Here is a 24,652-nt window from a genome sequence, read left to right as displayed (position 1 = left end):
TCACAGCCGTGCCGCGTGGATCTCGGTGACGAGGATCGCGCGCGCCCCGATGGCGTAGAGGGCGTCCATCACCTGGTTGACCCCGCGTCGCGGGCTCATGACCCGCACGGCTACCCAGTCGGGGTCGCGCAGCGGCGAGATGGTGGGCGATTCGATACCGGGGGCCAGCGCCACCGCGTCGTCGACGAGCCGGGCGGGCAGGTCGTAGTCGATCATGACGTAGCGACGGGCGACCAGGACGCCGCGCAGGCGCCGCAGGAGCGTCTCGGTGCCCTCGACGTCGCGAGGTCCCGCGATGAGGACCGCCTCGGACTGCAGGAGCGCCGGCCCGAAGATCTCCAGCCCGGCCTGTCGCAGCGTCGTGCCGGTGGACACGACATCGGCGACGGCATCCGCCACCCCCAACTGCACGGCCGACTCGACGGCGCCGTCCAGCGGCACGAGGTCCACCGCGATGCCGCGCTCGTCGAGGAACCGGTCGACCAGCCCCGGGTAGGCGGTGGCCACGCGCACTCCCTGGAGGTCCTCCAGTTCGGTGAAGCGGCCGGGGCGACCGGCGAAGCGGAAGGTCGAATCGCCGAAGCCGAGTGCCTCGATCTCGCGGGCACCCGGCATCCGGGCGTCCAGCAGCAGGTCACGGCCCGTGATGCCGACGTCGAGCGCGCCCGAGCCGACGTAGGTCGCGATGTCCCGAGGGCGGAGATAGAAGAACTCGACCTCGTTGAGCGGGTCGGAGACGAAGAGGTCCTTCGGGTCGCGGCGGCCGGTGTAGCCCGCCTCGGAGAGCATCTCCGAGGCGGTGTCGGCCAGCGAGCCCTTGTTCGGCACGGCGATTCGCAGCATGGCGGGTTCCTGGGATCGAGGGTGAGCGGTCGGGTGACGTGCTCAGAGATGTCGGTAGACGTCCTCGAGGGTGAGGCCCTTGGCCAGCATCAGCACCTGCAGGTGGTACAGCAGCTGGGAGATCTCCTCCGCCGTCGCCGCGTCGGACTCGTACTCGGCGGCCATCCACACCTCGGCGGCCTCTTCGACGATCTTCTTGCCGATGGCGTGCACGCCGGCGTCGAGCTGCGCGACCGTGCCGGACCCGGCGGGGCGTTCGGTGGCCTTCGCGCTCAGCTCGGCGAACAGGGCGTCGAACGTCTTCACCCTGCCAGGGTATCGAACGCGGGCGTCCTCCCGGGTCAGTGCACGGCGATGCTGAGGGCGATCACCAGGAGTCCGAGAAGCGTCGTGGACAGCACGCCCAGGAGACGCCAGGGCCACGAGCTGCCGTTCCGGCGTGCGTTGGCGTATCCGATGACCCCCAGGATGACGACGCCGCTGCCCAGGGCGAGGAAGTACGCGGTCCACTCCTCCACCCACTGCAGCGTCCCGAGGGCGAGGAGGACGACGGGGATCAGCATCGCCAGGGCCATTCCGGACGAATGGCGGATGCCGTCGCGGATGCCGACCCGCAGCGGGGGCGCGGGGTGTCGGCCACGGCTGGCGACGACGGCCGCGTATATGTGCGCGAGCCAGAAGACCCCCACCGTCCCCAGGACGAACAGGATGACGTCGAAGTCGGTCTCAGCATCGATCTCGGCGGCGATCAGCGCGGTCACCAGCACGATGCCGTAGACACCGTGCTCGCCGCTGTAGGCGCTGACGAACCGGCGGACGTGCCGTGTTCCCACGGCGCGGAGGGCGGCGGTCGGCGTCGCGGCCGCGTCGGCCCCGCCCGCATCCGCGTCGGGCGAGTCGGTCGGGTTCTGCATGACCTCAGTGTGCCGCGTCGTCAGCGGTGAGCGGAATGCCGACCGGCGAGGGCGCGCAGGTTCGCGATCGCCGCATCCGGATCTCCGGCGCCGAAGACCGCCGAACCCGCGACGAACGTGTCGGCGCCCGCCTCCGCGGCCTGGGCGATCGTCGATTCGGAGATGCCGCCGTCGACCTGCAGCCACACCGAGGATCCCCGCCGACGTGCCTCGTCGGCGAGGGAGCGCAGCTTCGGCATGGTCTCGGCACGGAACGACTGGCCTCCGAAGCCCGGTTCGACGGTCATGACGAGGATCTGGTCGAACTCGTCGAGCACGTCGAAGAGGTTCTCCACCGGGGTGTCGGGCTTGACCGCGACGCCCGCCCGGGCGCCGATCCTGCGGAGGTGCCGCGCCAGGGCGACCGGCTCGGCGGCGGCCTCGAGGTGGAAGGTGACGGAGGCGGCGCCCAGTTCCGCGTACCCGGGCGCCCAGCGCTCCGGGGCGTCGATCATGAGGTGCACGTCCAGCGGCACCGGGCTCGTCGCCTGGATGCGTTCGACCATCTGCGGCCCGAACGTCAGGTTCGGCACGAAATGGTTGTCCATGACGTCGACGTGCACGAAGTCGGCGGCGTCGATGCGGGCGAGCTCGGCCTGCATGTTCACGAAATCGGCGGCCAGGATGCTGGGGTTGATCCGGACGGCGTCGGAGGACGGATGCAGGGAGATCACCGGACCATTATGTCGAGCGCGTCTTGCGCAGAAGGGCGATCGACATCGCGTCGGTGCCGTGGCGATGCGGCCACAGCTGAGCCCGTCCCGACCCGTCTGTCTGCTCCGGCAGGTCGATGGGCGACCGGGACACTGCCGTGACGACCGCGCGGGCGTCGAGTTCTGACACGGCGTCGCCGAGCTCGCGCCGCACGTCGGCGAGCACACCGGCAGTTTCGGCCAGGTGCGGGGAGCACGTCACGTACGCGACGATCCCGCCCGGCTTCAGCGCGTCCACGGCGGCCAGGACCAGCTCGCGCTGCAACGCCGTGAGGTCGGGGACGTCGGCGGGGGTCTTGCGCCATCGCGCCTCGGGCCGTCGACGGAGCGCGCCGATGCCGGTGCAGGGCGCGTCGACGAGGATGCGGTCGAAAGATTCCGGTTCGCGACGGGCGCGCGCACGACCGTCCTCCTCGGTCACGGGGACCTCCAGCGGGACGGGAGCGACGGCGCGCCGGACGAGCTCGGCACGCGCGGGCGAGATCTCGTTCGCCTCGAGGCGCGCTGCGGCGCGGAGCGCTTCGGCGGCCAGGAGCGCGGTCTTGCCTCCCGGCCCGGCGCACAGGTCGAGCCACCTCTCCTCTGGCCCGATCGGGGTCGCGCGGCTGAGGGCGAGAGCGGCCAGCTGCGAGCCCTCGTCCTGCACGCGGATGCGGCCGCCGCTTCCGCGGATCACCGCATCCGGATCGCCGCCGGGAAGCGGGAAGGCGTAGGGCGAATACGGCGCGCGTGTGGCATCGGCGAGGATCTCTGCCAGGCCGGGGAGCGCGGCGAGGGTGACACGGGGAGAGGCGTTGTCGGCCCCGAGCAGGGCGTCGAGCTCATCCGCGCGCCCCTCGGCAGCGAGGGCGCGCCGGAAGGCGCGGAGGACCCATACCGGGTGCGCGGACAGCAGGCCGAGCCGTTCGTCGTCGGAGCGCGCCGACTCACCGACGCGCGCGATCCACTGACCGGGCGTGTCGCGGGCGACCCGCCGCAGGACGGCGTTGGCGAAGCCGGCGGCGCCGCGGCCCGCCTCACCCCGCACGATTTCGACGGACTCGTTGACGGCGGCGTGGGAGGCCACGCGCGTGGAGAGGATCTGGTGCACGCCCAGCCGCAGCGCGTCGCGCACGGGTGGGTCGACGTCGGCGGCGGGGCGGTCGGCGGCGAGACCGATCACCGCATCGTACGTGCTGCGTCTGCGGAGCGTGCCGTAGGTCAGCTCGGTCGCGAGCGCCGCGTCCTGTGCCGACAGCGATGCCCGCGTGATCTCGTGCGGAAGGAGCAGGTTCGCGTAGGCGTCGGCCTCGTCGACGGCGCGGAGCACCCGGTAGGCGACCCGGCGCGCGGCCTGCACACTCACGAGCCCACCCGCGGATCATCGGCGCGCAGCCCGCGCCACCAATCGGCCGCCGCCATCGGGCCTTTTCCGGCGGGCTGCACGGTGACGAGCTCGACAGGGTCGGTGCGGGTGCCGGCCAGCACGCGCCGCTCCGCAAGCGCCAGAGCTCCGGGTGCCAGCGCTGTCGCGCCGGTCGCGGCGCAGGCCGCGAGGATCTTCAGGCGTCCGCCGTCGACGGTCGTGTGGGCGCCGGGCTCCGGTGTCACACCGCGGATGCGGGCGAGCACGGCCGCCGCATCCGCCGACCACTCGATGGCCCCGTCGTCGAGGGTGAGCTTGGGGGCGAGCGTCGCCTCACCGGTCTGCGGGACCGCGCGGGCTGTTCCCGCCGCGATGTCGTCGACGACGGCGACGAGGAGGTCGGCGCCGACGAGGGCGAGCGCGTCGAGGGCCTCGCCCGCGGTCTCTTCGGTGACCTGGTGCGGCCGCTGCGCGAAAACGGGCCCCGCGTCGAGCTCGGGGACGAGCTGGAAGACCGCCGCGCCGAGGGTCTTTTCACCGGCGATGAGGGCACGCTGGACGGGCGCGGCTCCGCGCCACCGTGGCAGGAGCGAGAAGTGCAGGTTGATCCAGCCGTGGCGCGGCGCGGACAGGAGGGGCTCCCGCACCAGGCCGCCGTACGCGACGATGACGCCGAGGTCGGCATCCAGGCCCTGGACGGTGCGCGTCACGGCGTCGTCCAGCCGGTCGGCCTTCACGACGGGCAGGCCGATCTCGTCCGCGGCACGTGCGACCGGCGAGGGCGTGAGGATGCGCTTTCGCCCGAGGGGCGCGTCGGTGCGGGTGAGCACCGCGACGACCTCGTGACCGGTCGCCGCCAGGGCGCGGAGCGAGGGAACGGCCGGCTCGGGAGTGCCGGCGAAGACGAGGCGCATGGTTCTCCTCACAGGTCCGGCTCGGGGATGTCGAGCCGGACTCTGAGTGTATTGCGGGGTCGCGGGCCCTTTCGCCGGGACGACGCACGCACGCGCACCGCGTCGGCGACGACGGCGGCGCGGAGACTGTCCGCGACCGGACGCCCCAGCCCGTATTCGAACCGGACGAGCGCGCGGACCGCGGGATCGTCGGCGTCCGTCCCCGCCGGGACCGGGCCGAGGACGGCGTCTGCGGGCAGGTCGGGCACGTCGCTGCGGAGGCTCGCCAGGGCCTCGTCCACGGCCTTCGGCGCGCCCGAGACTGTCGCGAGCCGCACGGACGGCGGCATGTGAAGCGGGGATCGGACGGCCAGTTCGCCGCGCGCGTAGGCCGGCTGCGTCCAGGTCGCGAGCGCGCGGGCGACGGGGCCGGCGACGCCGACCAGGTGAACGGGGGCGCCGGGACGGGCCAGCGCGGCGGCGTTGGACCACCAGCGGAGGCAGTCCTCGCCGATCCGCAGCGCCTCGGACAGCAGCATCCGCTCGCCGTCCAGCAGCACGACGGCCCGGTAGCCCCCGTGTGCGATGGGCTCGGCGCCGCGGGTCGCGACGACCAGCGCCGGGCGGTCGTCGACCTCGGTGAGGGGGTGCGCGCCGTCGGCGATGAGAACGCGGACGCCGGGGAACGCTCGTCCGAGCTCGTCGGCGGTACGCTCGCTGCCCGATGAGGCCATCCGCAGTGTCTGCGCCTGGCAGTGCGGGCACGTCCAGCCGTGGGCGGCGCGACCGCACCACCCGCACGTCGGCGTGACCCCGGGCCGGCTGGCGCGCAGCGGCCCGGCGCAGAATGCGCATCGGGCGGGGCGGCGGCACTCGGCGCACACCAGGGACGGCGCGTATCCCGGTCGGGAGACCTGCACGAGCACGGGGCCGGAGGTGACGGCCTTCCGTGCCGCCTGGAACGCCGCGGAGGGCACGCGCGAGCCGCGCTCGCCCTCTCGCGTCGCGCTGAGGACCACGCGCGGCGACACGCGGCGGGAGGCCGGCACGTCCTTGACCCAGCCGATCTCCACGAGTCGTTGCACGTCGGTGGTGCGCGTGTGGCCCGCCAGCAGCAGGGCAGAGCCCTCCAGCTCCTGGCGCACGAGCGCGGCGTCGCGCGCGTGCACGCCGGGGCTCAGAGGCTCGGCGAGGAGCGGGTCGCCGTCGTCCCATACCGCCACCAGACCGGCGCGTACCGGGGCGTATACCGCGGACCGGCGGCCCACGACGATGCACGGGGCGTCGTCGAGCATGCGGAGGTACTGCGCGTACCGGGCCGGACCGGATTGGTCCGCGTCGTCGCGCACGACGGCCTCGGGTGGCACTCTCTCCGTGAGGGCGCGCTCCAGCTGAGCCTGGTCGCGGTAGTCCGGGGTGACGAGGATGACGCTGCGTCCGGTGGCGAGGGTACGCGCGGCTGCCGCGGCGAAGAGCTCGGCCCACGCGCCCACGGCGAGGCCCGGTGCGGGATGCGGCGGCGCGTCGAGCGCGATCCGCTCCCCCGCCGCGATCGCGTCGGCCAGGCCCGGGTAGCCCTGCAGCGCGACATCCGCCGCCGCACGGGCCTCGGCGGCGAGCGCGGGCGCGACAGGCGCCTCGGCCGCCAGCCATGCCTTCTCGGCGCGCACCATCCGTTTCGGGATCGCCAGGCGCAGCACGTCGGATGCAGACCCCGCCGCGCGATCGGCGACCCGGCGGGCGAGCGTGTACAACCGCTCGGGAAGCACGGCGACGAGCGAGACGACGGCGTCGATCTCGGACAGCGGCCTCTCGAAGTCGGACTCCTCGGCGATCTCGACGGCGTAGCCCTCGATCATGCGCCCGGCCGAACGCAGCGGCACCCGCACGCGCGCACCGGCGACGACATCGACGCCGACGGGAACGACATAGTCGAACAGGCGGTCCAGTTGCGGCAGCGGCGAGTCCAGCAGCACGCGGGCGATCCGGCGCGCGGTCACCGGCGTGCTCCGCTCGGGCGTGTCACGTGCGCACCCGGCGCCGGGTCAGAGGCCGGCGGCGGCGCGCAGCTCGTCGACGCGGTCGGTGCGCTCCCAGGTGAAGTCGGGGAGCTCCCGGCCGAAGTGACCGTAGGCGGCCGTCTGGGCGTAGATCGGGCGGAGAAGATCGAGCTGCTCGATGATCGCGCGCGGGCGCAGGTCGAAGACATCGCGGATCGCGCGCGTGATGGCCTCGTCGGACACGTGCCCGGTGCCGAACGTCTCGACGTAGAGGCCGACGGGCTTGGCCTTGCCGATCGCATAGGCGATCTGCACCTCGAGACGGTCCGCGAGTCCGGCCGCGACGGCGTTCTTGGCGACCCACCGCATCGCGTAGGCGGCGGAGCGGTCGACCTTCGAGGGGTCCTTGCCGCTAAACGCGCCGCCGCCGTGGCGGGCGGCGCCGCCGTAGGTGTCGATGATGATCTTGCGGCCGGTGAGGCCGGCGTCGCCCTTGGGACCGCCGATGACGAACGGGCCGGCGGGGTTGATGTAGAACTTCACGTCGGGAAGCTCCAGGCCAGTGCGCTCGAGCACCGGGTCGATGACCTCGGCGCGGATGGCGGCGCGAAGGGCCTTCTGCGAGATGTCGGGCTGGTGCTGCGTGGAGAGCACGACCGACTCGACGGTCTTCGGCGTCGTGCCGTCGTATCCGAGGGTCACCTGCGTCTTGCCGTCGGGACGGAGGAACGGGAGGCTGCCGTCGCGACGTACCTCGGTCAGCCGCTCGGCGATGCGATGGGCCGTCCAGATGGCCATCGGCATGAGCTCGGGGGTCTCGTTCGTGGCATAGCCGAACATGATGCCCTGGTCACCGGCGCCCTGGAGGTCGCGCGGATCCTCCGAGCCGTCTTCTCGCCGCTCGAAGGCCTTGTCGACGCCGGCGGCGATGTCGGAGGACTGTGCGCCGATTGAGACGCTCACGCCGCACGAGTCGCCGTCGAAGCCGGTGTCGCTCGAGGTGTAGCCGATGCGGTTCACGACAGCGCGCACGATCGCGGGGATCTCGACGTACGCACTGGTGGAGACCTCGCCGGCGACGTGCACGAGGCCCGTCGTCACGAGCGTCTCGACGGCGACTCGCCCGTGCGGATCCTCGGTGAGGATGGCATCGAGGATGCTGTCGGAGATCTGGTCGCAGATCTTGTCGGGGTGGCCCTCCGTGACGGACTCGGAGGTGAACAGCCGCAGTTCGGTCAAGAGTGCTCCCGGGAGGCGATCGGGTGGGACGGGCACAAGTATGCCCCGGACGGCCGACAAGCCGCCCGGGGCGATGTCACACGAGGAAGCGGTTCACTCGACGTGGCGAAGGCGCAGCTTGTCTTCGTGGATTTCGTGCATCGCGATGGTGAGCGGCTTGTCCTCGACTGTCGAGTCGACGAGCGGGCCCACGTTGTCGAAGAGGTTCCCCTCGTGCAGGTCTGAGTAGTAGTCGTTGATCTGACGCGCGCGCTTGGCGGCGTAGATCACCAGCTGGTACTTCGAGTCGACCTTCTCGAGAAGGCTGTCGATGGGGGGCTCGATGATGCCCTGGTTCGTTCCGGCCATGGCGAAACCTCCTGGTTCGGTGTCGGCGGATGCGGCGCACGCAGCGCCGAAGCATCCGCCCAGTCTACCGCCTCCCCCGTCCGTCCGCGGTGACGCGCGACGGTGGATGCGCGCGGGGTCAGCGGGAGGCGACGGCGACGACCTGCTCGGCAGCCGACGCCACGTCGTCGTTGACGACGCGGTAGTCGAACTCACCCTGGGCGGCGAGCTCGGTCCGCGCCGTGCGCAGGCGCCGGGCGCGCTCCTCGGCGTCCTCCGTGCCGCGCCCGACGAGGCGGTGGACGAGCTCGTCCCAGCTGGGCGGCAGGAGGAAGACGAGGACGGCGCTCGGGTCGGCGGCGCGCACCTGGCGTGCGCCCTGCAGATCGATCTCCAGGAGGGCCGTCCCGCCGTCGGTCAAGACCTTCTCGATCGGCCCCCGGGGGGTGCCGTAGCGGAAGCGGTTGTGCACCGTCGCGTGCTCGAGAAGCTCCCCCGCCGCGATCATCCGGTCGAACTCGGCGTCGTCGACGAAGAAGTAGTGCTCGCCCTCGACCTCCCCTGGACGCGGCGGCCGCGTGGTCGCGGAGACGGACAGATGGATCTCGGGGTGGGTGGCCTGGATCTGCGCCGCGACGGTGCCCTTGCCGACGGCGGTCGGGCCGGCGAGCACCACCAGGCGGCTGCGACCGGGTCGCGGCTGCGGCTCCGGCCAGCGCCGGTCGAGGAACTCGCGCAGGTCGCGGCGTTGACGCGCGCCCAGGCCGCCGAGCCGTTTGACGGGCGAGATCGCCAACTCCGCGAGGATGCGGTCGCGCTTGCCCTCCCCCACGGCGGGGATCGCGGTGAGGAACTCCGGCACGCGCATGGCTCCGGCCGCCGAATCGGGGTCCGCGAGGGCACGGCGCAGCAGCTCCTGGGGTGTGATCACGCGCGTGGTGACGTCGCGCTTGAGCGCGGCACGCTCCCGCCGTGCGGCGACCGCCCGGCGGGAGGCGGCGATGCGATCGACGTCGGGGGGCCTTCGGGAGTCGGTCATGCCCGTGCCTTCCGGTAGAGCTCGGCCCGCTCGTCGATGCGCGCGGCAAGGCCCGAGGGACCGGCGGAGAGGATGCTGCGGCTCTCGCTCGCGACGACCTGCGAGGCGACGTAGCCGAACAGCCGCGGGAGGTCGGCGGGGTCGGCGCCCTGCGCGCCGAAGCCGGGTGCGAGGATCGGCGAGCCGGCGAGCACGATGTCGCCGAGACCGAACGCGGTGCGATCGATCGTGGCCCCGATGACGACCCCGACGGATCCGAGGGCGCCGGGGAGCCCCATGTTGTGCCACGCCGCGTCGCGGGCGACCCGCTCGGCGACGCGCTGGCCCTCGTCGGCGGCGTCGTCCACGACCAGCGCCGTCTGCACGGGAAGAGCCTCGGGATTGCTCGTCGCGGCCAGGACGAAGGCGCCCTTGTCGGCGCGGAGCGCCGTCGCGAGGGTCTGCTGCAGCGAATCCGGGCCCAGGTACGGACTGAGGGTCACCGCATCCGCCTCCAGCGGAGAGCCGGGCGAGAGCCAGGCGGCGGCGTACCCGTCCATGGTCGTGCCGATGTCGCCGCGTTTCGCGTCGGCGACGACGAGGAGCCCCGCCTCGCGCGCCGCCGCGAGCACGTCTTCGAGCGCGGCGTACCCGGCCGAGCCGAACCGCTCGAAGAACGCCACCTGCGGCTTCACGACGCCGACGCGGCCGGCCGAGGCCTCCACCACGCGAAGGCCGAACTCCCGCACGCCCGCCGCGTCGACGGGCAGCCCCCACGCACGCAGCAGCGCCTCGTGCGGGTCTATGCCGACGCACAGCGGCCCGGATGCGGAAAGGGCCTCACTCAGCCGCTGCCCGAATGTGCTCACCCGCGCTCCGCCCGGTCGGCGGCGTACTCCTGCAGGCTCCGCACGCGGAACCCCTCGGGGAGGACGGCCAGGGCGCTCACGGCCGCGCCGAGGACGGCCATGGTGGTGAACAGCGCCTTGTCGGCGGCCACGGCCGCGGCGCGGATCTCGTACCCGTCCGCCCGCGCCAGCCCGCCGCTGGGGGTGTTCACGATCATGTCGATCTCGCCGGCGTTGATCAGATCGACGATGTTCGTCTCGCCCGACGCCTGGGTGGCCGAGAACTTGTTCACCACCCGCACGTCGATGCCGTTGCGGGCGAGGATCTCCGCGGTCCCCTCGGTGGCCACGAGCGTGAAGCCGAGCTCATGCAGCCGGTGGGCGGGGAGGATCACCGCGCGCTTGTCGGCATCCGCCACCGAGATGAAGACGGTCCCCTCCAGCGGCATGCCGCCGTAGGCGGCCTCCTGGCTCTTGGCGAACGCCGTCGGGAAATCGCGGTCGATGCCCATGACCTCACCGGTGGAGCGCATCTCGGGGCCGAGCACGGAGTCGACGGTCTGACCGTCGGCGGTGCGGAAGCGCTTGAACGGCAGCACGGCCTCCTTGACGGCGACCGGCGCGTTCAGCGGCACTCGCGAGCCGTCCTGATCCGGGAGGAGACCCTCCGCCTTCAGGTCGGCGATCGAGGACCCCGCCATGATGCGGCTGGCAGCCTTCGCGAGCGGGATGCCGAGCGCCTTGGAGACGAAGGGCACCGTACGGCTCGCGCGCGGGTTGGCCTCGATGACGTAGAGGACCCCCGCCGAGATCGCGAACTGCACGTTGAGGAGGCCGAGTACCCCGACCCCCTCGGCGATCGCGAGGGTCGCCGTGCGGACACGATCGATGTCGCTGCGCCCGAGGGAGATGGGCGGCAGCGTGCAGCTGGAGTCGCCGGAGTGGATGCCGGCCTCCTCGAGGTGCTCCATGACCCCGCCGACGTAGAGCTCGCTGCCGTCGTAGAGCGCATCGACGTCGAGCTCGATCGCGTCGTCGAGGAAGCGGTCGACCAGGAGCGGGAGCCCCGGGCCGATGATCGCCTGGTCGGCGATGCGCACGAAGTAGTCCCGCAGGCTCGCCGTGTCGTAGACGATCTCCATGCCGCGCCCGCCCAGCACGAAGCTCGGGCGCACGAGCACGGGATAGCCGATCTCCTCCGCGATCGCCACGGCGCCGTCGACGTCGGTCGCCGTGCCGCTGCGCGGAGCGACGAGGCCCGCGCGGTCGAGGAGTCGGGAGAACAGCTCCCGCTCCTCGGCGAGGTCGATGGCCTCCGGGCTCGTGCCGAGGATGCGGTATCCCGCCGCCTCGATTCCCTTGGCCAGGCCCAGCGGCGTCTGGCCGCCGAGCTGGCAGATGACCCCGAGGATCTCCCCCGACGCCGACTCGGCGTGCAGGATCTCCAGCACGTCCTCGAGGGTGAGCGGCTCGAAGTACAGCCGATCGGAGGTGTCGTAGTCGGTGGACACCGTCTCGGGGTTGCAGTTGATCATGATCGTCTCGTACCCGGCGTCCGACAGCGCGAACGACGCGTGCACGCACGAGTAGTCGAACTCGACCCCCTGCCCGATGCGGTTCGGGCCCGAGCCGATGATCACCACCTTGGTGCGATCTGACGGCTCGACCTCGGTCTCGAAGTCGTAGCTGGAGTAGTGATAGGGCGTCAGCGCCGGGAACTCCCCCGCGCACGTGTCCACGGTCTTGTACACCGGGCGGATGCCGAGATCGTGCCGGAGTGACCGGGCCTCGGTCTCGCCGATCCCGCGGATCTCGGCGATCTGGGCGTCGCTGAAGCCGTGCTCCTTCGCGAGGCGGAGGGTGGCGTCGTCGAGGTCGGTCGCCGCGCGGACGACCTCGGCGACCTCGTTGATCAGCACCATCTGGTCGAGGAACCACGGGTCGATCGCCGTCGCCTCGAATGCCTGCTCGACCGTCGCCCCCTTGCGAAGCGCCTGCTGCAGCACGACGATGCGCCCGTCGGTCGGGATTCTCGCGATCTCCAGCAGCTCGTCCACCGAGCGGCTCTCCTCGCCCCAGTGGAAGGACGATCCGCGCTTCTCCAGCGACCGCAGGGCCTTCTGCAGCGCGGTGGTGTAGTTGCGTCCGATCGCCATCGCCTCGCCCACCGACTTCATGGTCGTGGTGAGGGTGACGTCGGCGGCGGGGAACTTCTCGAAGTTGAAGCGCGGCACCTTCACCACGACGTAGTCGAGCGTGGGCTCGAAGCTGGCGGGCGTCACCTTCGTGATGTCGTTGGGGATCTCATCGAGGCGGTAGCCGATCGCGAGCTTCGCGGCGATCTTCGCGATCGGGAAGCCGGTGGCCTTCGAGGCCAGCGCCGAGGAGCGAGAGACGCGCGGGTTCATCTCGATGACGATGATGCGGCCGCTGACCGGATCGACGGCGAACTGGATGTTGCATCCGCCGGTGTCCACGCCCACGGCGCGGATGATGTCGATGCCGATGTCGCGGAGCTTCTGGTACTCGCGGTCGGTGAGGGTGAGCGCGGGGGCGACCGTGATCGAGTCGCCGGTGTGCACACCCACGGGATCGACGTTCTCGATCGAGCACACGACGACCGTGTTGTCGGCGGTGTCGCGCATGAGCTCGAGCTCGTACTCCTTCCACCCGAGGATCGACTCCTCCAGCAGCACCTCGTTCGTCGGCGAGTCGTGCAGTCCCGCGCCGCCGATGCGGCGGAGGTCGGCCTCGTCGTACGCGAACCCGGAGCCGAGACCCCCCATCGTGAAGGAGGGCCGGACGACGAGCGGGTAACCGAGCTTCTCGGCGCCGGCGAGCAGGTCATCCATGGAGTGGCAGATGACGGATGCCGCGACGTCGGCGCCGGCCTCGATCACGAGCTCCTTGAAGATCTGCCGGTCCTCGCCCTTGCGGATCGCGTCGACCTTGGCGCCGATGAGCTCGACGCCGTGGCGCTCGAGGATGCCCCGATCGTGCAGCGCCATCGCGGCGTTCAAGGCGGTCTGCCCGCCGAGGGTGGGGAGGATGGCATCCGGACGCTCCTTGAGAAGGATCGTCTCGATGACCTCGGGGGTGATCGGCTCGATGTAGGTGGCGTCGGCGAAGTCGGGGTCGGTCATGATCGTGGCCGGGTTCGGGTTCACGAGGATGACGCGCACCCCCTCTTCGCGCAGGACCCGGCACGCCTGCGTCCCCGAGTAGTCGAACTCGGCCGCCTGACCGATGACGATCGGGCCGGAGCCGATGACGAGGACGGAGCGGATGTCGTCGCGCTTGGGCATCAGTTCTCGTCCTTCGGGGTCGACGCGACGATGTCGCGGCGCTTCGTCTCGTCGCCGTGCTCCTCGCTCAGCGACCGGGCGGACCGGTCCTTGCGGACCAGCTCAGCAAATCGGTCGAACAGGTAGTTGGCATCGTGGGGGCCGGCCGCGGCCTCCGGGTGGTACTGCACGGAGAAGGCGGGGATGTCGAGCGCGCGAAGGCCCTCGACCACCTGATCGTTGAGCCCGACGTGGCTCACCTCCACCCGCCCGTAGCCGTTCGGGCTGTCCGTGGCGCCCTCCAGCGGCGCGTCGACGGCGAATCCGTGATTGTGCGCCGTGATCTCCACCCGCCCGGTCGTCCGGTCGAGCACCGGCTGGTTGATGCCGCGGTGACCGAACGGCAGTTTGTACGTGCCGAAGCCGAGCGCGCGGCCGAGCAGCTGGTTGCCGAAGCAGATGCCGAAGAACGGCAGCCGGTCATCGAGCACGGCCCGCAGCAGCTCCACGTGGTCGCCGGAGGCGGCAGGGTCGCCGGGGCCGTTGGAGTAGAACACCGCGACCGGGTCGATGGCGCGGATGTCGTCGATCGTCACGTCCTGCGGCAGCACGTGCACCTCGAATCCGCGGTCGGCGAGATTGTCGATCGTGGCCTGCTTCACTCCGAGGTCGAGCACGGCGAGGTTGCCGATCCGCTCGCCCCGCGCCGCGGTGACCTCGGCCACGGAGACGGAGACCTCGGCCGAGAGGTTTCGCCCGGCCATCTCGGGGGCTTCGCGGACGATCCGCAGCTGCTCGTCGCCGGCGACGCGCGCGGCGTCGCCGGAGAAGATGCCGCCGCGCATGCTGCCGGACGACCGGATGCGGCGGGTCACTGCGCGCGTGTCGATCCCGCTGATCCCCACCACGCCGTCGGCGACCAGTGCGTCATCGAGCGACTGCTCCGCCCGCCAGTTCGACACGACGCGGGAGGGGTCGCGCACGATGTAGCCGGACACCCAGATGCGGCGGGACTCGGGGTCTTCGGTGTTCATGCCGGTGTTGCCGATGTGGGGCGCGGTCTGCAGCACGATCTGACCGGCGTACGACGGATCGGTGAGCGTCTCCTGATAGCCGGTCATCCCGGTGGCGAAGACGACCTCGCCGAGCGTGGTGCCCTGCGCGCCGTACGCGCGGCCGGGGAAGCGCGTGCCGTCCTCGAGGACGAGCACGGCGGGTTCGGTGGAAAGGGGGGTCATGCGTCGGATCCTGTCGGAAGGAGCGGGCGGATGGCATCGGCGAGAGAGCGCGCAGACGCATCCTGCGGACGGAGAAAGGTGTCGACGACGGTGTCGTCGTCGATGCGCCACGACACGCGGACGAGGCCGTCTCGCTCGACCACGCGGTCGATCGCGACGGTCGCCAGCGCCGCGTCGACGAGGCGGCCGGCGGGCAGCAGCATCCGCGGCTGTCCGGGGAGATCGAGCGCGACTCCGGCGTCGGTGACGATGATCTCCGCGCGCGAGCGGAAACCGAGGCCGCGGATCGCGAGGCGCTCGAGGGGCTGATCGTGCCGGGTGGTGGCGACGTAGAGCCCCGGGAACCGGGCGAGCTCGCGCGCCCCGGAGGGCAGCTCGCCGACCGGAGCGGGAAGACCTGCATCACGGCGCACCCGCCGCATCCACGCCCACGTGAGGACGCCGAGCAGCACGACGGCGACGCCGATCATGAGCAGGAGCGCGCCCTCGCGGCTCATGCGTGCACCCCCGGGGTCGCAGCGAGCACGCCGTCGGCGACCGTGGGGACCCCTCGGAAGAAGGTCCAGCGCACCTCGCCCGGGAGCTCCCGCCCGAGATAGGGCGAGTTGCGGCTGCGGCCGCGGAGGTCACCGGTGCCGAAGGTGCGCACGGGGCGCGGGTCGTAGAGGGTGAGCGACGCGGGCTCACCGGCGGTGAGCCCGGTGCCGGCGGCCGCCAGCCGTCCGATGCGGGCCGGCGTGCGCGACATCACGCGCGCGACATCGGCCCACGTGAGGAGCCCCGTGTCGACCATGGCCTGCTGCACGACGCGGACGGCGCTCTCCAGCCCCACCATGCCGTTGGCGGCGGCCGACCACTCGCTGGCCTTCGCCTCCGCCGGGTGGGGGGCGTGGTCGGTGGCGACGATGTCGATCGTGCCGTCGGCGAGGCCCTCGCGGACCGCCCTCACGTCCTCGTCCCGGCGCAGCGGCGGGTTGACCTTGTACCGGGCGTCGTACCCGCGGACGAGCTCGTCGGTGAGGAGCAGGTGGTGCGGGGTGACCTCCGCGGTGACGTCGACGCCGCGTCTTTTCGCCCAGCGGATGATGTCGACCGAGCCGGCGGTCGAGAGATGGCAGACGTGCAGGCGCGATCCGACGTGCTGGGCCAGCAGCACGTCGCGCGCGATGATCGACTCCTCGGCGACCGCGGGCCATCCCGCGAGCCCGAGCTCTGCCGAGACGGCGCCCTCGTTCATCTGGGCGCCCTCGGTCAGACGCGGGTCCTGTGCGTGCTGGGCGACGACGCCGTCGAACGCCTTCACGTACTCCAGCGCCCGCCGCATGATGAGGGGATCCCCCACGCAGAAGCCGTCGTCGCTGAAGACGCGCACGCCCGCGCGGGAGTCGGCCATGGCCCCGAGCTCGGCGAGGCGCTCGCCCCTCTGCCCGACCGTGACGGCACCGATCGGCTGCACGTGGACGTACCCGGCGGCCTCGCCGAGGGCGAGCTCCTGCTCGACCACGCCGGCGGTGTCGGCCACGGGTGACGTGTTCGGCATCGCGAAGACCGTCGTATAGCCGCCGGCTGCGGCTGCTCGCGAGCCGGTGAGGACGGTCTCGGATGCCTCGTAGCCGGGCTCGCGCAGGTGCGTGTGCAGGTCGACGAGGCCGGGCAGGGCGATCAGCCCGTCCGCGTCGACGGTCGTGGCGCCGGCGCGGGTCAGCCCGGTGCCGACGTCGGAGATGCGCCCGTCCTCGATCACGATGTCTGCCGGGTCGCCGCCTTCGAGGCGTGCGCCGCGGAGGACGAAGGTCGCCGTCATCTCTCGTCCTCTTTCTCGCTCGCCGTCCGCTCCCCCGCCAGCAGCAGGTAGAGCACGGCCATCCGCACCGATACGCCGTTCGCGACCTGCTCGAGCACCGTCGAGCGATCGGAATCGGCAGCTTCGGCGGAGATCTCCAGCCCCCGGTTCATCGGGCCGGGGTGCAGAACGATGCTACCGGGCGCGAGAGAGTCCAGGCGCCGCGCATCCAGCCCCCATCGACGGGAATACTCCCGTTCAGTGGGGAAATATGCCGCATTCATCCGTTCCAGTTGGATGCGGAGCATCATGAGCGCGTCCGGCGCCTCGGCCAGGGCGTCATCGAGGTCGTAGCGCACCTCGACTGGCCACGCGGTCATGTCCTGCGGCACGAGCGTCGGCGGCGCGACGAGCGTCACGCGGGCGCCGAGGGTGTGCAAAAGCCACACGTTAGAGCGCGCGACGCGCGAGTGCAGGACGTCGCCGACGATGGTGACCCGCAGGCCCGCCAGGTCGCGTCCGCGACTGTCGCCCCCGAAGAACCGCTTGCGGATCGTGAAGGCGTCCAGGAGCGCCTGGGTGGGATGCTCGTGGGTGCCGTCTCCGGCGTTCACGACCCCCGCGCTGATCCACCCGCTGGTCGCGAGCGTGCGCGGCGCTCCGGACGCACCGTGCCGGATGACGACGGCGTCTGCTCCCATGGCCTGCAAGGTCTGGGCGGTGTCCTGGAGCGACTCGCCCTTGGAGACGCTGGAGCCTTTCGCCGAGAAGTTGATGACGTCGGCCGAGAGGCGCTTCGCGGCGGCTTCGAAGGAGATCCGGGTGCGGGTGGAGTCTTCGAAGAAGAGGTTCACGACGGTTCGGCCGCGCAGCGTCGGGAGCTTGCGCACCTCGCGCTGTTGCGTGTCGGACATGTCCTCCGCGACGTCGAGGATGCGCAGGGCGTCGTCGCGGCCGAGCGACTGGGTGTCGAGCAGGTGCTGCATCCGTCAGCGCCCCTCGATCGTGACGGCCTCTGCGCCGTCGGTCTCGGCCAGGCGCACGAAGACGCGCTCGTCGCGGGCGCTGGGGAGGTTCTTGCCGACGAAGTCGGGCCGGATCGGCAGCTCCCGGTGCCCTCGGTCCACGAGGGCCGCCAGTCGCACGGCGGCCGGTCGCCCGATGTCTTGCAGCGCGTCCAGGGCGGCGCGGATCGTGCGCCCGGAGAAGAGCACGTCGTCGACGAGGACGACGGTCTTGCCGTCGATGCCGCCCGGCGGGATGGCGGTGGGCTGCGGGGCGCGCGTGGGGTTTCGGTGCAGGTCGTCGCGGTACATCGTGACGTCGATCGCCCCGACCGGCACCGGTGCGCCGGAGAAATCGCTCACGAGCGAGCCGATACGTTCGGCGAGCGTGACGCCGCGGGTCGGGATTCCGAGGAGCACGAGATCGTCCGGTCCTCGGTTGGACTCCAGGATCTCGTGGGAGATCCGAGTCAGTGCGCGGGCGATGTCGGCATCGTGCAGCACGGTGCGCGTGGTCATCCGCCGCTCCCTTCTCCGCCTCACGGGACGGTGTTAAAGGTTGCTGGGTTGCTCCCCCACCCTATCGCCTCCACCGGTCGCAGGAGCGTTACGGCGCGTCCGGCGCGAGCGGCGGCGACCCGCCTGGCACCCTGGTGACGTGCCGAATGCACGGGAACCCGAGGGCGCGGCGGCGTCGGGGCGAGGCCCGGCCGTGACGGCGCCCGTCGGTTCCGACGAGTACGGGCGCGGGATCTCGTTCTTCGACGCCGTCTACGGGTTCGCGATCACGCTGCTCATCGCGAACGTCGACCCGCCGTCGGCCGAGGAGTGGACGAGCATCCCGGCGCTCGCGTCGTCGGGGCTCGGCACGCAGCTGCTGGGCCTAGCGCTCAGCTTCACGGTGATCGCCGTGTTCTGGCGAGTGAACGTGCAGATGATGCGGATGCTGCGCGGCATCGATGGCCCGACGGTCGCTGCGAACCTCGTCGCGGTGGGAATGATCCTGCTCATCCCGTTCACGACGCAGGGGATCAGCGATCCGCAGTCCAACGACCTTCCGCTTCCGACGGCGTTGTACGCCCTCAACATCGCGCTGGCCGCGCTCGCGCAGACCGCCGTGGCGCAGATCGGTCGCGCGCGGGGCCTCGAGCGCAGCCCGACGACCGCCCGCGAGAACCGGCGCAGCGTACTGGGGGCGCTCGCGACCCCCGCTGTCTTCCTCGCCTCAGTGCCGGTCGCACTTCTCGCCGGCGCCGAACCGGCCAAGTGGACGTGGGCGGGTCTTCTCGTTCTCGGCCCGCTGTGGGCGCGCCTGCTCGCGAGACGCTGAACCGCCCTGATGTTCGCACGGGCGTGGTGTTCTCACCGCGAATCCACGCTTCCGCGCCCGAACCCACGCGCCCGTGCCGCGCCGGAGCGTGGGTTCACGCATGCATGCGTGGGTTCGGCGCCGGGGCCGCGGATCGGGGCCAGGGCGCGCGTCAGGCGGCGGGGGAAGCAGCGGCGGGCGCGGGGGCCTGCGACGAGCGGATGGGGTGCCCCTGCGTTGTCAGGCACTTCCCCGACGTGAGGTCCCATTTCCAGTCGTGGAGACTGCACGTGAGCACGCCGTCCTCGATCTTGCCGGTCTTGGACAGATCGGCGCGCAGGTGCGGGCAGCGTCGCTGCACGATCCAGGCGTCCAGCTGCACGTCTTCGGAGACGTCCGACTGCTCGGCGTACCAGTTCTCGACGTACTCGATGCGGTCCCGCGACAGACACTTGAGGAAGGTCGTGAGGAATTCGTTGAACTTGCCGCTTCGACCGACCTCGAACTGCATCGACAGGAAGATGGAGTTCGACCAGTCGACCTCACCGTCGCGGATGTTGGTGGAGACGAGGTCGGCGGGGATCGTGTACCAGTAGATGCAGTCCTCGCCCGCGTACTCGCGCACCTTGGCCTTGGGGAAGTCCACGACCATGTCGAGATGGCCGATGCGGAAGCGGACGTTGCCGCCCACGCCGTTGCGGATGGTGCGCGCGCGCCGCAGGAGCGGCTCCCACCACTCCTTGATCGCCGCCAGCATCTCCGCCGGCGGCAGCACGGCCGCACGCGAGGCCTCTTCGGCGCGGATCTCGTCCTGCCGGGAGTCGCGCTGCTCGGCGAGGTAGTTCCACTTGTCGCCGAAGATCCGCTCGATCTCGGCATCGGTGAAGAGGGTCTGGGTGACGGTGAGCTCGCCGTCGTTGACGTCGACCTGCGTCCCCGGCAGGAAGAGGTGACCCTTCTGCTGGGGCCGGATCTCGGCCATGTGGTCGAGGAACTGCCGCTGATCGGTGAAGATCGCGTCATCGTGCTCGCCCCATCCGTTGTAGCGGAAGAGCTCCTGACGCAGGAACATCGGCGGCCCCGCCATCGGGAAGACATGCTCGGCGTCGACCTTCTCGATGTAGTACATCGCACGCTTGTTCTGCGCGTCGCGCTTGAGCTTGGCGAAATTCTGCTTGGCCTCGGAGGGAAGGTCGTAGACCATCGGCCACCAGATCGCGCCCGACACCTGCGTGAAGTACGCCTCGGGCTTGCTGAAGTTCAGCAGCTTGTCGAGGTCGAGCGGATGCGAGTCGTTCTGGTTCAGGATGCTGGCGGTGCCGTCGTCCACGCTCAGCGACGAGTCGCCGATGGGTCCGTCGCTCGGGGCGCGCAACGGCGTCACCATGAGCTTCAGGTCGCCGAATTCCAGCGGGACGCCGGCCTGGGTGTAGATGATGTTCTCGTACCCGAGCGCGCGGAGGTCCCGCTCCAGATCGTCGGTCGGGTAGTCCGGCAGGAGCACGCGGATGTCCTTCGGCACGTACTTCTGCATGAGGGCGGGGTCGAAGTGGTCGCGGTGCCGGTGCGAGACGTACAGGAAGTCCGCCTTGCCGAACCGCTCCCACTCCAGTGCCCGGTTGTCGGGGAACGGGAACCACGAGCCGAAGAACGTCGGACCGATCACCGGGTCGCACAGGATGCTGCCGCCGGCGGTTTCGATGAACATCCCGGCATGGCCGAGACCCGTGATCCGCATGTCACTCCCCTGTCGTGTGGAACCGCTCCAGCTTACGTGGGCTGCGTCTGAGCATCCGGTGGACGACCCGCAGGGCGTCAGTCCTCGAGCAGCCCCCGGATGTCGTCGGCTGTCACGTCGCCCGCGAACAGCGCGTCGTCGTCCATGACCGCATCGAACAGGCGCGCCTTGCGCTGCTGCAGCGCGAGCACCTTCTCCTCGATGGTGCCCGCCGCCACCAGGCGGTACACGAAGACGCTGCGATGCTGACCGATACGGTGCGTACGATCGACCGCCTGCGCCTCGGCCGCGGGGTTCCACCAGGGGTCCAGCAGGAAGACGTAGTCGGCCTCGACGAGCGTGAGACCGAACCCGCCTGCCTTGAGACTGATAAGGAACACCGGCGCGTCGCCCTCGCGGAACTCCTTCACGACATCGCCGCGCCGGCGCGTCGACCCGTCCAGGTACGCGCTGCCGATGCCGGCGGCCTCGAGGCGGGCCGCGGCGAGGGAGAGGAAGGACGTGAACTGGCTGAAGACGAGGGCTCGGTGCCCCTCCGCGGTCAGCTCGCGCAGGTGGTCCACGAGGGCGTCGAGCTTGCTCGAGCCCAGACGCGCGTCATCCGGGTCGATGAGCCCCGGTGCGAGAGCGAGAAGACGAAGCAGAGTGAGCGAGCGGAAGACGATGAACCGGTTCCGGTCGAGGTCGTCGAGGAGCCCGAGCACCTTCTGCCGTTCGCGCTGCAGCACCGTGTCGTACCGGTCCCGGTGCGCGGGCGACAGCTCGATGCGCAGGTCCTGCTCCTGCTTGGACGGCAGGTCGGGCGTCACCAGCTCCTTCGTCCGACGCAGCAGCAGAGGGCGGATGCGGCGGCGAAGGCGCGACAGCCGCGCCGCGCGGTAGCTCTCCGCCTCCGCCTCGTCGGGGATCCGCCCCTTCTCGATCGGTTGGACGTATTCCTCGCGGAACCGGCGCGCGGACGGGAGCAGCCCGGGCGCCGTCAGCGACAGCAGGGCCCAGAGGTCGGTCAGGCTGTTCTCCAGCGGCGTTCCGGTCACGGCGTAGGTGACGTCGCGGGGAAGCGCCTGCACTGCGCGATGGAGCTTCGTGGCGGGGTTCTTGACGAACTGCGCCTCGTCCAGCACGACGCCGGCCCAGCCGATGCCGGCGAACTCGGCCTCGTCGAGACGGAGGAGAGCGTAGGAGGACACGACGACGTCGGCTCCGGCCACCGCCTCCGTCAGCGCCTGCCCCCGCTTGCGGCTCGTCGCGTCGACGGTGCGGACGACAAGGTCCGGAGCGAACCGCGCCGCCTCTGCCGCCCACCCGGGGACGACCGAGGTGGGGGCCAGGACGAGGAAGGGCCGGTGCTCTCCCGCGGTGCGTGCGTGCACGAGAAGGGCGAGGATCTGCAGTGTCTTGCCGAGCCCCATGTCGTCGGCGAGGATCCCGCCGAGCCGGTGGGCCCAGAGGAACGCCAGCCAGGAGAACCCGGCCCGCTGATACGGGCGGAGCTGTGCCCGGAGGCCGGCGGGAGGCTCGACGGCCGGGGTCGCCTCGACGTTGCGCAGTCCCTCGGCGAGGGCCCGCCACGCGACAGCGGGCTCGGCGACATCCGCGAGGTCCTCGAAATCCGCCCACAACGCCGTCTGCGCGCGGCGGATGCGCACACCCGTCTCCCACTCTCCCAGCTCGGCGGCCTCGGCGAGCAGGTCGCGCAGGTTGCTCAGCGCGGGGTGGGCCAGCGAGAAGTAGGCGCCGTCGGCGAGCATCATGCGCCGTCGGCCGCGCGTCAGCGCCGACAGCATCGGGGCCAGCGGGATGGATCGGCCGTCGATGCGCACGATCACGCCGAGGTCGAACCAGTCGGGATCGGCTGTCTCGACGGTGCGCACGGTGATCTCCGGAGCGCCCGCCAGACGATGGTAGGCCGGGGCCTCGCCCGTGCTCTCGACGCGGAGCCCGTCGACCGCGGCGAGGGCGGGGACGACGACGGTGGCGATCTCTGCCGCGTCGGCTCCGTGCCATGTCCCCGTCGCCGCGAAGGGCAGTTCGGTCGCCGCCGACCAGGTGCGCTGCACACCGGCGCGCAAGGGCGCCTCGGCGTCGACGTCGCGGTCGGGGTGCGGCGGAGCATCGAACGCGATCGGCGCGAGCCCGGCGTAGACCCACACGAGCGAGAGGGAGAGCGTATGCCCGGGACGATGGACGACGCCCACGCGCAGCGTCGGCGGTGCGGATGTCGGCAGGGCGAGCCCCGCGGCCGCGTGGACCGTGGTGCGGCGGCGAAGGACGGGAAGCCCGTCCCGCTCGAAATCGCCGCGCTCCGCCGCCGCGACGAGCACGCCGTCAGGGCTGGCGAGGAGAGCGGCCACGTGCTCGTCGAGGTCGGCGGGGGCCAGCGTGAGCCGGATCGGGGCGGAGCCGAGCGTGAACGCGAAGACGCCCGTGCGCCCGAGGGCCCTCACCGCCGAGGGGTCGACGTCCTCCCCGTCGATGACGACGCGAGCGCGCAGGCGCAACGCGCCGTCGGGGGCGGGCACGACGGCGACACCCGCCTCGGCGGCAGCGGCGAGGCGCACGGTCTGGTCATCGCGTGCCGTCACCAGTGGGATGCCCAAGGGGGCGGCGTCGGCCAGGTGCGTCCACAGCAACCGCGGCGCCGCACCCAGGCGCAGCCACTCGATCCCGGTCGGGAAGATGGCGCCCGTGGAGCGGTCCCGCAGCAGCCCCTCCAACTCGGCGAACCAGCGTGAGCGCTCGGCGCCGAAGCGCGCCGGGCTCCTGCGCACGTCGTCCCAGTCGGCATCTCCTTTGATCCACGTGCCGCGGGCACCCCGCGTCAGCGGTCGCGCCACCAGCGACAGGTCGTCCTGCCGGCGCGCGAGCATCCGGGGATCGACGGGTTCGACGGCCCGCGCCCCCCAGTGCGCGGGGTCGTAGGGCGCCCGCTGCCGCAGCTCGAGGGCGAGGGCGAGCGGCGCGACCTCTGCGGCGTCGGCCGGGCGCACGAGGTCTCGCCACGACGGAGGGACCTGCTCGCTCACGTGTTCACCCCCGCGAGCCGAGGTCAGGACGCGCGCGCGATCCGACCCAGCACGCCGTGGACGAAGGCGCCGGAGTCGTCGGTGGAGAACTCCTTCGCCAGTTCCACCGCCTCGTCGATCGCGACCGCCGTGGGGACGTCGTCGTTGTAAAGGATCTCCCACGCGCCGATGCGCAGCAGCGCGCGGTCGACCGCCGGCATCCGGGCCAGAGTCCAGTCCTTCGAGAAGGTCGTGATCTGTTCGTCGAGCATTTCGCGATGGTCGATCACGCCGTCGACGATCTCGCGCGCGTACAGCCAGGATGCGGCCCGGGCCGGTTCGCTGGCGGCGCGCTGCGCCTCGGCGGCCAGCGCGGCTGAGAGGTCTTCTCCCCGCACGTCGGCGGAGAAGAGGATATCGAGGGCGCGCTTACGCGCCTTCGTACGGGCACTCATGGAACGAACGCGCCGAGATCAGTTGACGCGGCCGAGGTAGTCGCCGGTGCGGGTGTCGACCTTGACCTTCGTGCCGGTCTCGAGGAACAGCGGCACCTGGATCTCGTAGCCGGTCTGCACCGTGGCCGGCTTCGTGCCCGCCGACGAACGATCGCCCTGCAGTCCGGGCTCGGTGTAGGTGATCTCCAGGACCACGGATGCCGGGAGCTCGACGTAGAGGGGGTTGCCGTCATGCAGCGCGATCTGCACCTGCTGGTTCTCGAGCAGGAAGTTGGCGGCGTCGCCGACGGTGGCGGCCGGGACGTTGAGCTGGTCGTAGTCGTCGACGTCCATGAAGACGAAGTTGTCGCCGTCGTTGTACAGGTAGGTGAAGTCTCGTCGGTCGACGTTCTGGATGTCGATCTTCGCGCCGGCGTTGTACGTGCGATCCACCGTCTTGCCCGACACGACGTTCTTCAGCTTCGTCCGCACGAACGCGCCGCCCTTGCCGGGCTTGACGTGCTGGAACTCGATGACGTTCCACAGCTGTCCGTCGATGCTGAGGACGACGCCGTTCTTGATGTCTGCGGTGGAAGCCATGGGAAGGAGGGATCCGATCGTGTGGGAGGGGGCCGGATGCGGCCGACGAGTCATTCTACGGGATGCGCTGTCGCACCC

Annotated in this window: 22 protein-coding genes; 1 reads left to right on the top strand and 21 read right to left on the bottom strand. The window is 71.4% G+C overall.

The window, feature by feature from the left end:
- From hisG to pyrR, 17 genes are all read right to left on the bottom strand, one after another.
- A complete protein-coding gene (hisG, locus tag ACTU3I_RS18235; RefSeq protein ID WP_442927139.1) occupies positions 1-843 on the bottom strand; it encodes an ATP phosphoribosyltransferase in 843 nt (280 codons plus the stop codon).
- 42 nt (positions 844-885) lie between these two features.
- Positions 886-1,149, bottom strand: coding sequence for a phosphoribosyl-ATP diphosphatase (locus ACTU3I_RS18230; RefSeq protein ID WP_442927138.1), 264 nt, complete (start codon positions 1,147-1,149; stop codon positions 886-888).
- A gap of 35 nt (positions 1,150-1,184) precedes the next feature.
- On the bottom strand, positions 1,185-1,757 hold the full coding sequence (locus tag ACTU3I_RS18225) for a hypothetical protein (protein ID WP_442927137.1): 573 nt from the start codon (positions 1,755-1,757) through the stop codon (positions 1,185-1,187).
- Positions 1,758-1,777: 20 nt separating this feature from the next.
- Positions 1,778-2,470 (bottom strand): ribulose-phosphate 3-epimerase, encoded by a 693-nt coding sequence (gene rpe, locus ACTU3I_RS18220; protein ID WP_442927136.1) that lies wholly within the window; start codon positions 2,468-2,470, stop codon positions 1,778-1,780.
- 7 nt (positions 2,471-2,477) lie between these two features.
- Positions 2,478-3,848, bottom strand: a complete 1,371-nt coding sequence (locus ACTU3I_RS18215; protein ID WP_442927188.1) for an RsmB/NOP family class I SAM-dependent RNA methyltransferase — start codon at positions 3,846-3,848, stop codon at positions 2,478-2,480.
- A gap of 2 nt (positions 3,849-3,850) precedes the next feature.
- Positions 3,851-4,768 (bottom strand): methionyl-tRNA formyltransferase, encoded by a 918-nt coding sequence (gene fmt, locus ACTU3I_RS18210; RefSeq protein WP_442927135.1) that lies wholly within the window; start codon positions 4,766-4,768, stop codon positions 3,851-3,853.
- Between the two features lie 8 nt (positions 4,769-4,776).
- A complete protein-coding gene (locus tag ACTU3I_RS18205) occupies positions 4,777-6,747 on the bottom strand; it encodes a primosomal protein N' (RefSeq protein ID WP_442927134.1) in 1,971 nt (656 codons plus the stop codon).
- 45 nt (positions 6,748-6,792) lie between these two features.
- Positions 6,793-7,986, bottom strand: a complete 1,194-nt coding sequence (gene metK, locus ACTU3I_RS18200) for a methionine adenosyltransferase (protein WP_442927133.1) — start codon at positions 7,984-7,986, stop codon at positions 6,793-6,795.
- A gap of 93 nt (positions 7,987-8,079) precedes the next feature.
- A complete protein-coding gene (gene rpoZ / locus ACTU3I_RS18195) occupies positions 8,080-8,334 on the bottom strand; it encodes a DNA-directed RNA polymerase subunit omega (RefSeq protein WP_442927132.1) in 255 nt (84 codons plus the stop codon).
- A gap of 118 nt (positions 8,335-8,452) precedes the next feature.
- Positions 8,453-9,352, bottom strand: a complete 900-nt coding sequence (gene gmk, locus ACTU3I_RS18190; RefSeq protein WP_442927131.1) for a guanylate kinase — start codon at positions 9,350-9,352, stop codon at positions 8,453-8,455.
- On the bottom strand, positions 9,349-10,200 hold the full coding sequence (pyrF, locus tag ACTU3I_RS18185) for an orotidine-5'-phosphate decarboxylase (protein WP_442927130.1): 852 nt from the start codon (positions 10,198-10,200) through the stop codon (positions 9,349-9,351). Before pyrF ends, gmk begins: the two co-directional genes overlap by 4 nt.
- Positions 10,197-13,484, bottom strand: coding sequence for a carbamoyl-phosphate synthase large subunit (carB, locus tag ACTU3I_RS18180; protein WP_442927129.1), 3,288 nt, complete (start codon positions 13,482-13,484; stop codon positions 10,197-10,199). The genes pyrF and carB overlap by 4 nt, the downstream gene beginning before the upstream one ends.
- Positions 13,484-14,701 carry a glutamine-hydrolyzing carbamoyl-phosphate synthase small subunit gene (carA, locus tag ACTU3I_RS18175; protein ID WP_442927128.1) on the bottom strand — a complete coding sequence of 406 codons (1,218 nt, stop codon included), beginning with the start codon at positions 14,699-14,701 and terminating at the stop codon, positions 13,484-13,486. The genes carB and carA overlap by 1 nt, the downstream gene beginning before the upstream one ends.
- Entirely contained in the window at positions 14,698-15,198 is a 501-nt protein-coding gene (locus tag ACTU3I_RS18170) for a PH-like domain-containing protein (protein WP_442927127.1), read from the bottom strand. The genes carA and ACTU3I_RS18170 overlap by 4 nt, the downstream gene beginning before the upstream one ends.
- A complete protein-coding gene (locus ACTU3I_RS18165) occupies positions 15,195-16,505 on the bottom strand; it encodes a dihydroorotase (RefSeq protein ID WP_442927126.1) in 1,311 nt (436 codons plus the stop codon). Before ACTU3I_RS18165 ends, ACTU3I_RS18170 begins: the two co-directional genes overlap by 4 nt.
- Positions 16,502-17,470, bottom strand: a complete 969-nt coding sequence (locus ACTU3I_RS18160) for an aspartate carbamoyltransferase catalytic subunit (protein ID WP_442927125.1) — start codon at positions 17,468-17,470, stop codon at positions 16,502-16,504. The genes ACTU3I_RS18165 and ACTU3I_RS18160 overlap by 4 nt, the downstream gene beginning before the upstream one ends.
- 3 nt (positions 17,471-17,473) lie before the next feature.
- Entirely contained in the window at positions 17,474-18,007 is a 534-nt protein-coding gene (gene pyrR / locus ACTU3I_RS18155; protein ID WP_442927124.1) for a bifunctional pyr operon transcriptional regulator/uracil phosphoribosyltransferase PyrR, read from the bottom strand.
- Between the two features lie 139 nt (positions 18,008-18,146).
- On the opposite strand from pyrR, the gene ACTU3I_RS18150 reads away from it, so the two are divergent.
- A complete protein-coding gene (locus tag ACTU3I_RS18150) occupies positions 18,147-18,818 on the top strand; it encodes a TMEM175 family protein (RefSeq protein ID WP_442927123.1) in 672 nt (223 codons plus the stop codon).
- 151 nt (positions 18,819-18,969) lie between these two features.
- Here the strand turns inward: ACTU3I_RS18150 and ACTU3I_RS18145 are convergent, their stop codons facing one another.
- The 4 genes from ACTU3I_RS18145 to efp form a co-directional block, all read right to left on the bottom strand.
- On the bottom strand, positions 18,970-20,535 hold the full coding sequence (locus tag ACTU3I_RS18145; protein ID WP_442927122.1) for a Rieske 2Fe-2S domain-containing protein: 1,566 nt from the start codon (positions 20,533-20,535) through the stop codon (positions 18,970-18,972).
- Between the two features lie 77 nt (positions 20,536-20,612).
- On the bottom strand, positions 20,613-23,561 hold the full coding sequence (locus tag ACTU3I_RS18140) for a DEAD/DEAH box helicase (protein WP_442927121.1): 2,949 nt from the start codon (positions 23,559-23,561) through the stop codon (positions 20,613-20,615).
- Positions 23,562-23,584: 23 nt separating this feature from the next.
- Entirely contained in the window at positions 23,585-23,995 is a 411-nt protein-coding gene (gene nusB / locus ACTU3I_RS18135) for a transcription antitermination factor NusB (RefSeq protein WP_442927120.1), read from the bottom strand.
- An 18-nt stretch (positions 23,996-24,013) separates the two neighbouring features.
- The gene (gene efp / locus ACTU3I_RS18130; protein ID WP_442927119.1) at positions 24,014-24,574 is read right to left on the bottom strand and encodes an elongation factor P; all 561 of its coding nucleotides are present in this window, start codon (positions 24,572-24,574) and stop codon (positions 24,014-24,016) included.
- Between the last annotated feature and the right edge of the window lie 78 nt (positions 24,575-24,652).

The organism is Microbacterium sp. RD1 (assembly GCF_052220165.1).
GTDB lineage: Bacteria > Actinomycetota > Actinomycetes > Actinomycetales > Microbacteriaceae > Microbacterium.
The sequence above is the reverse complement of the archived record's forward strand: the minus strand, read 5'-3'. Positions and strand labels throughout refer to the sequence as shown.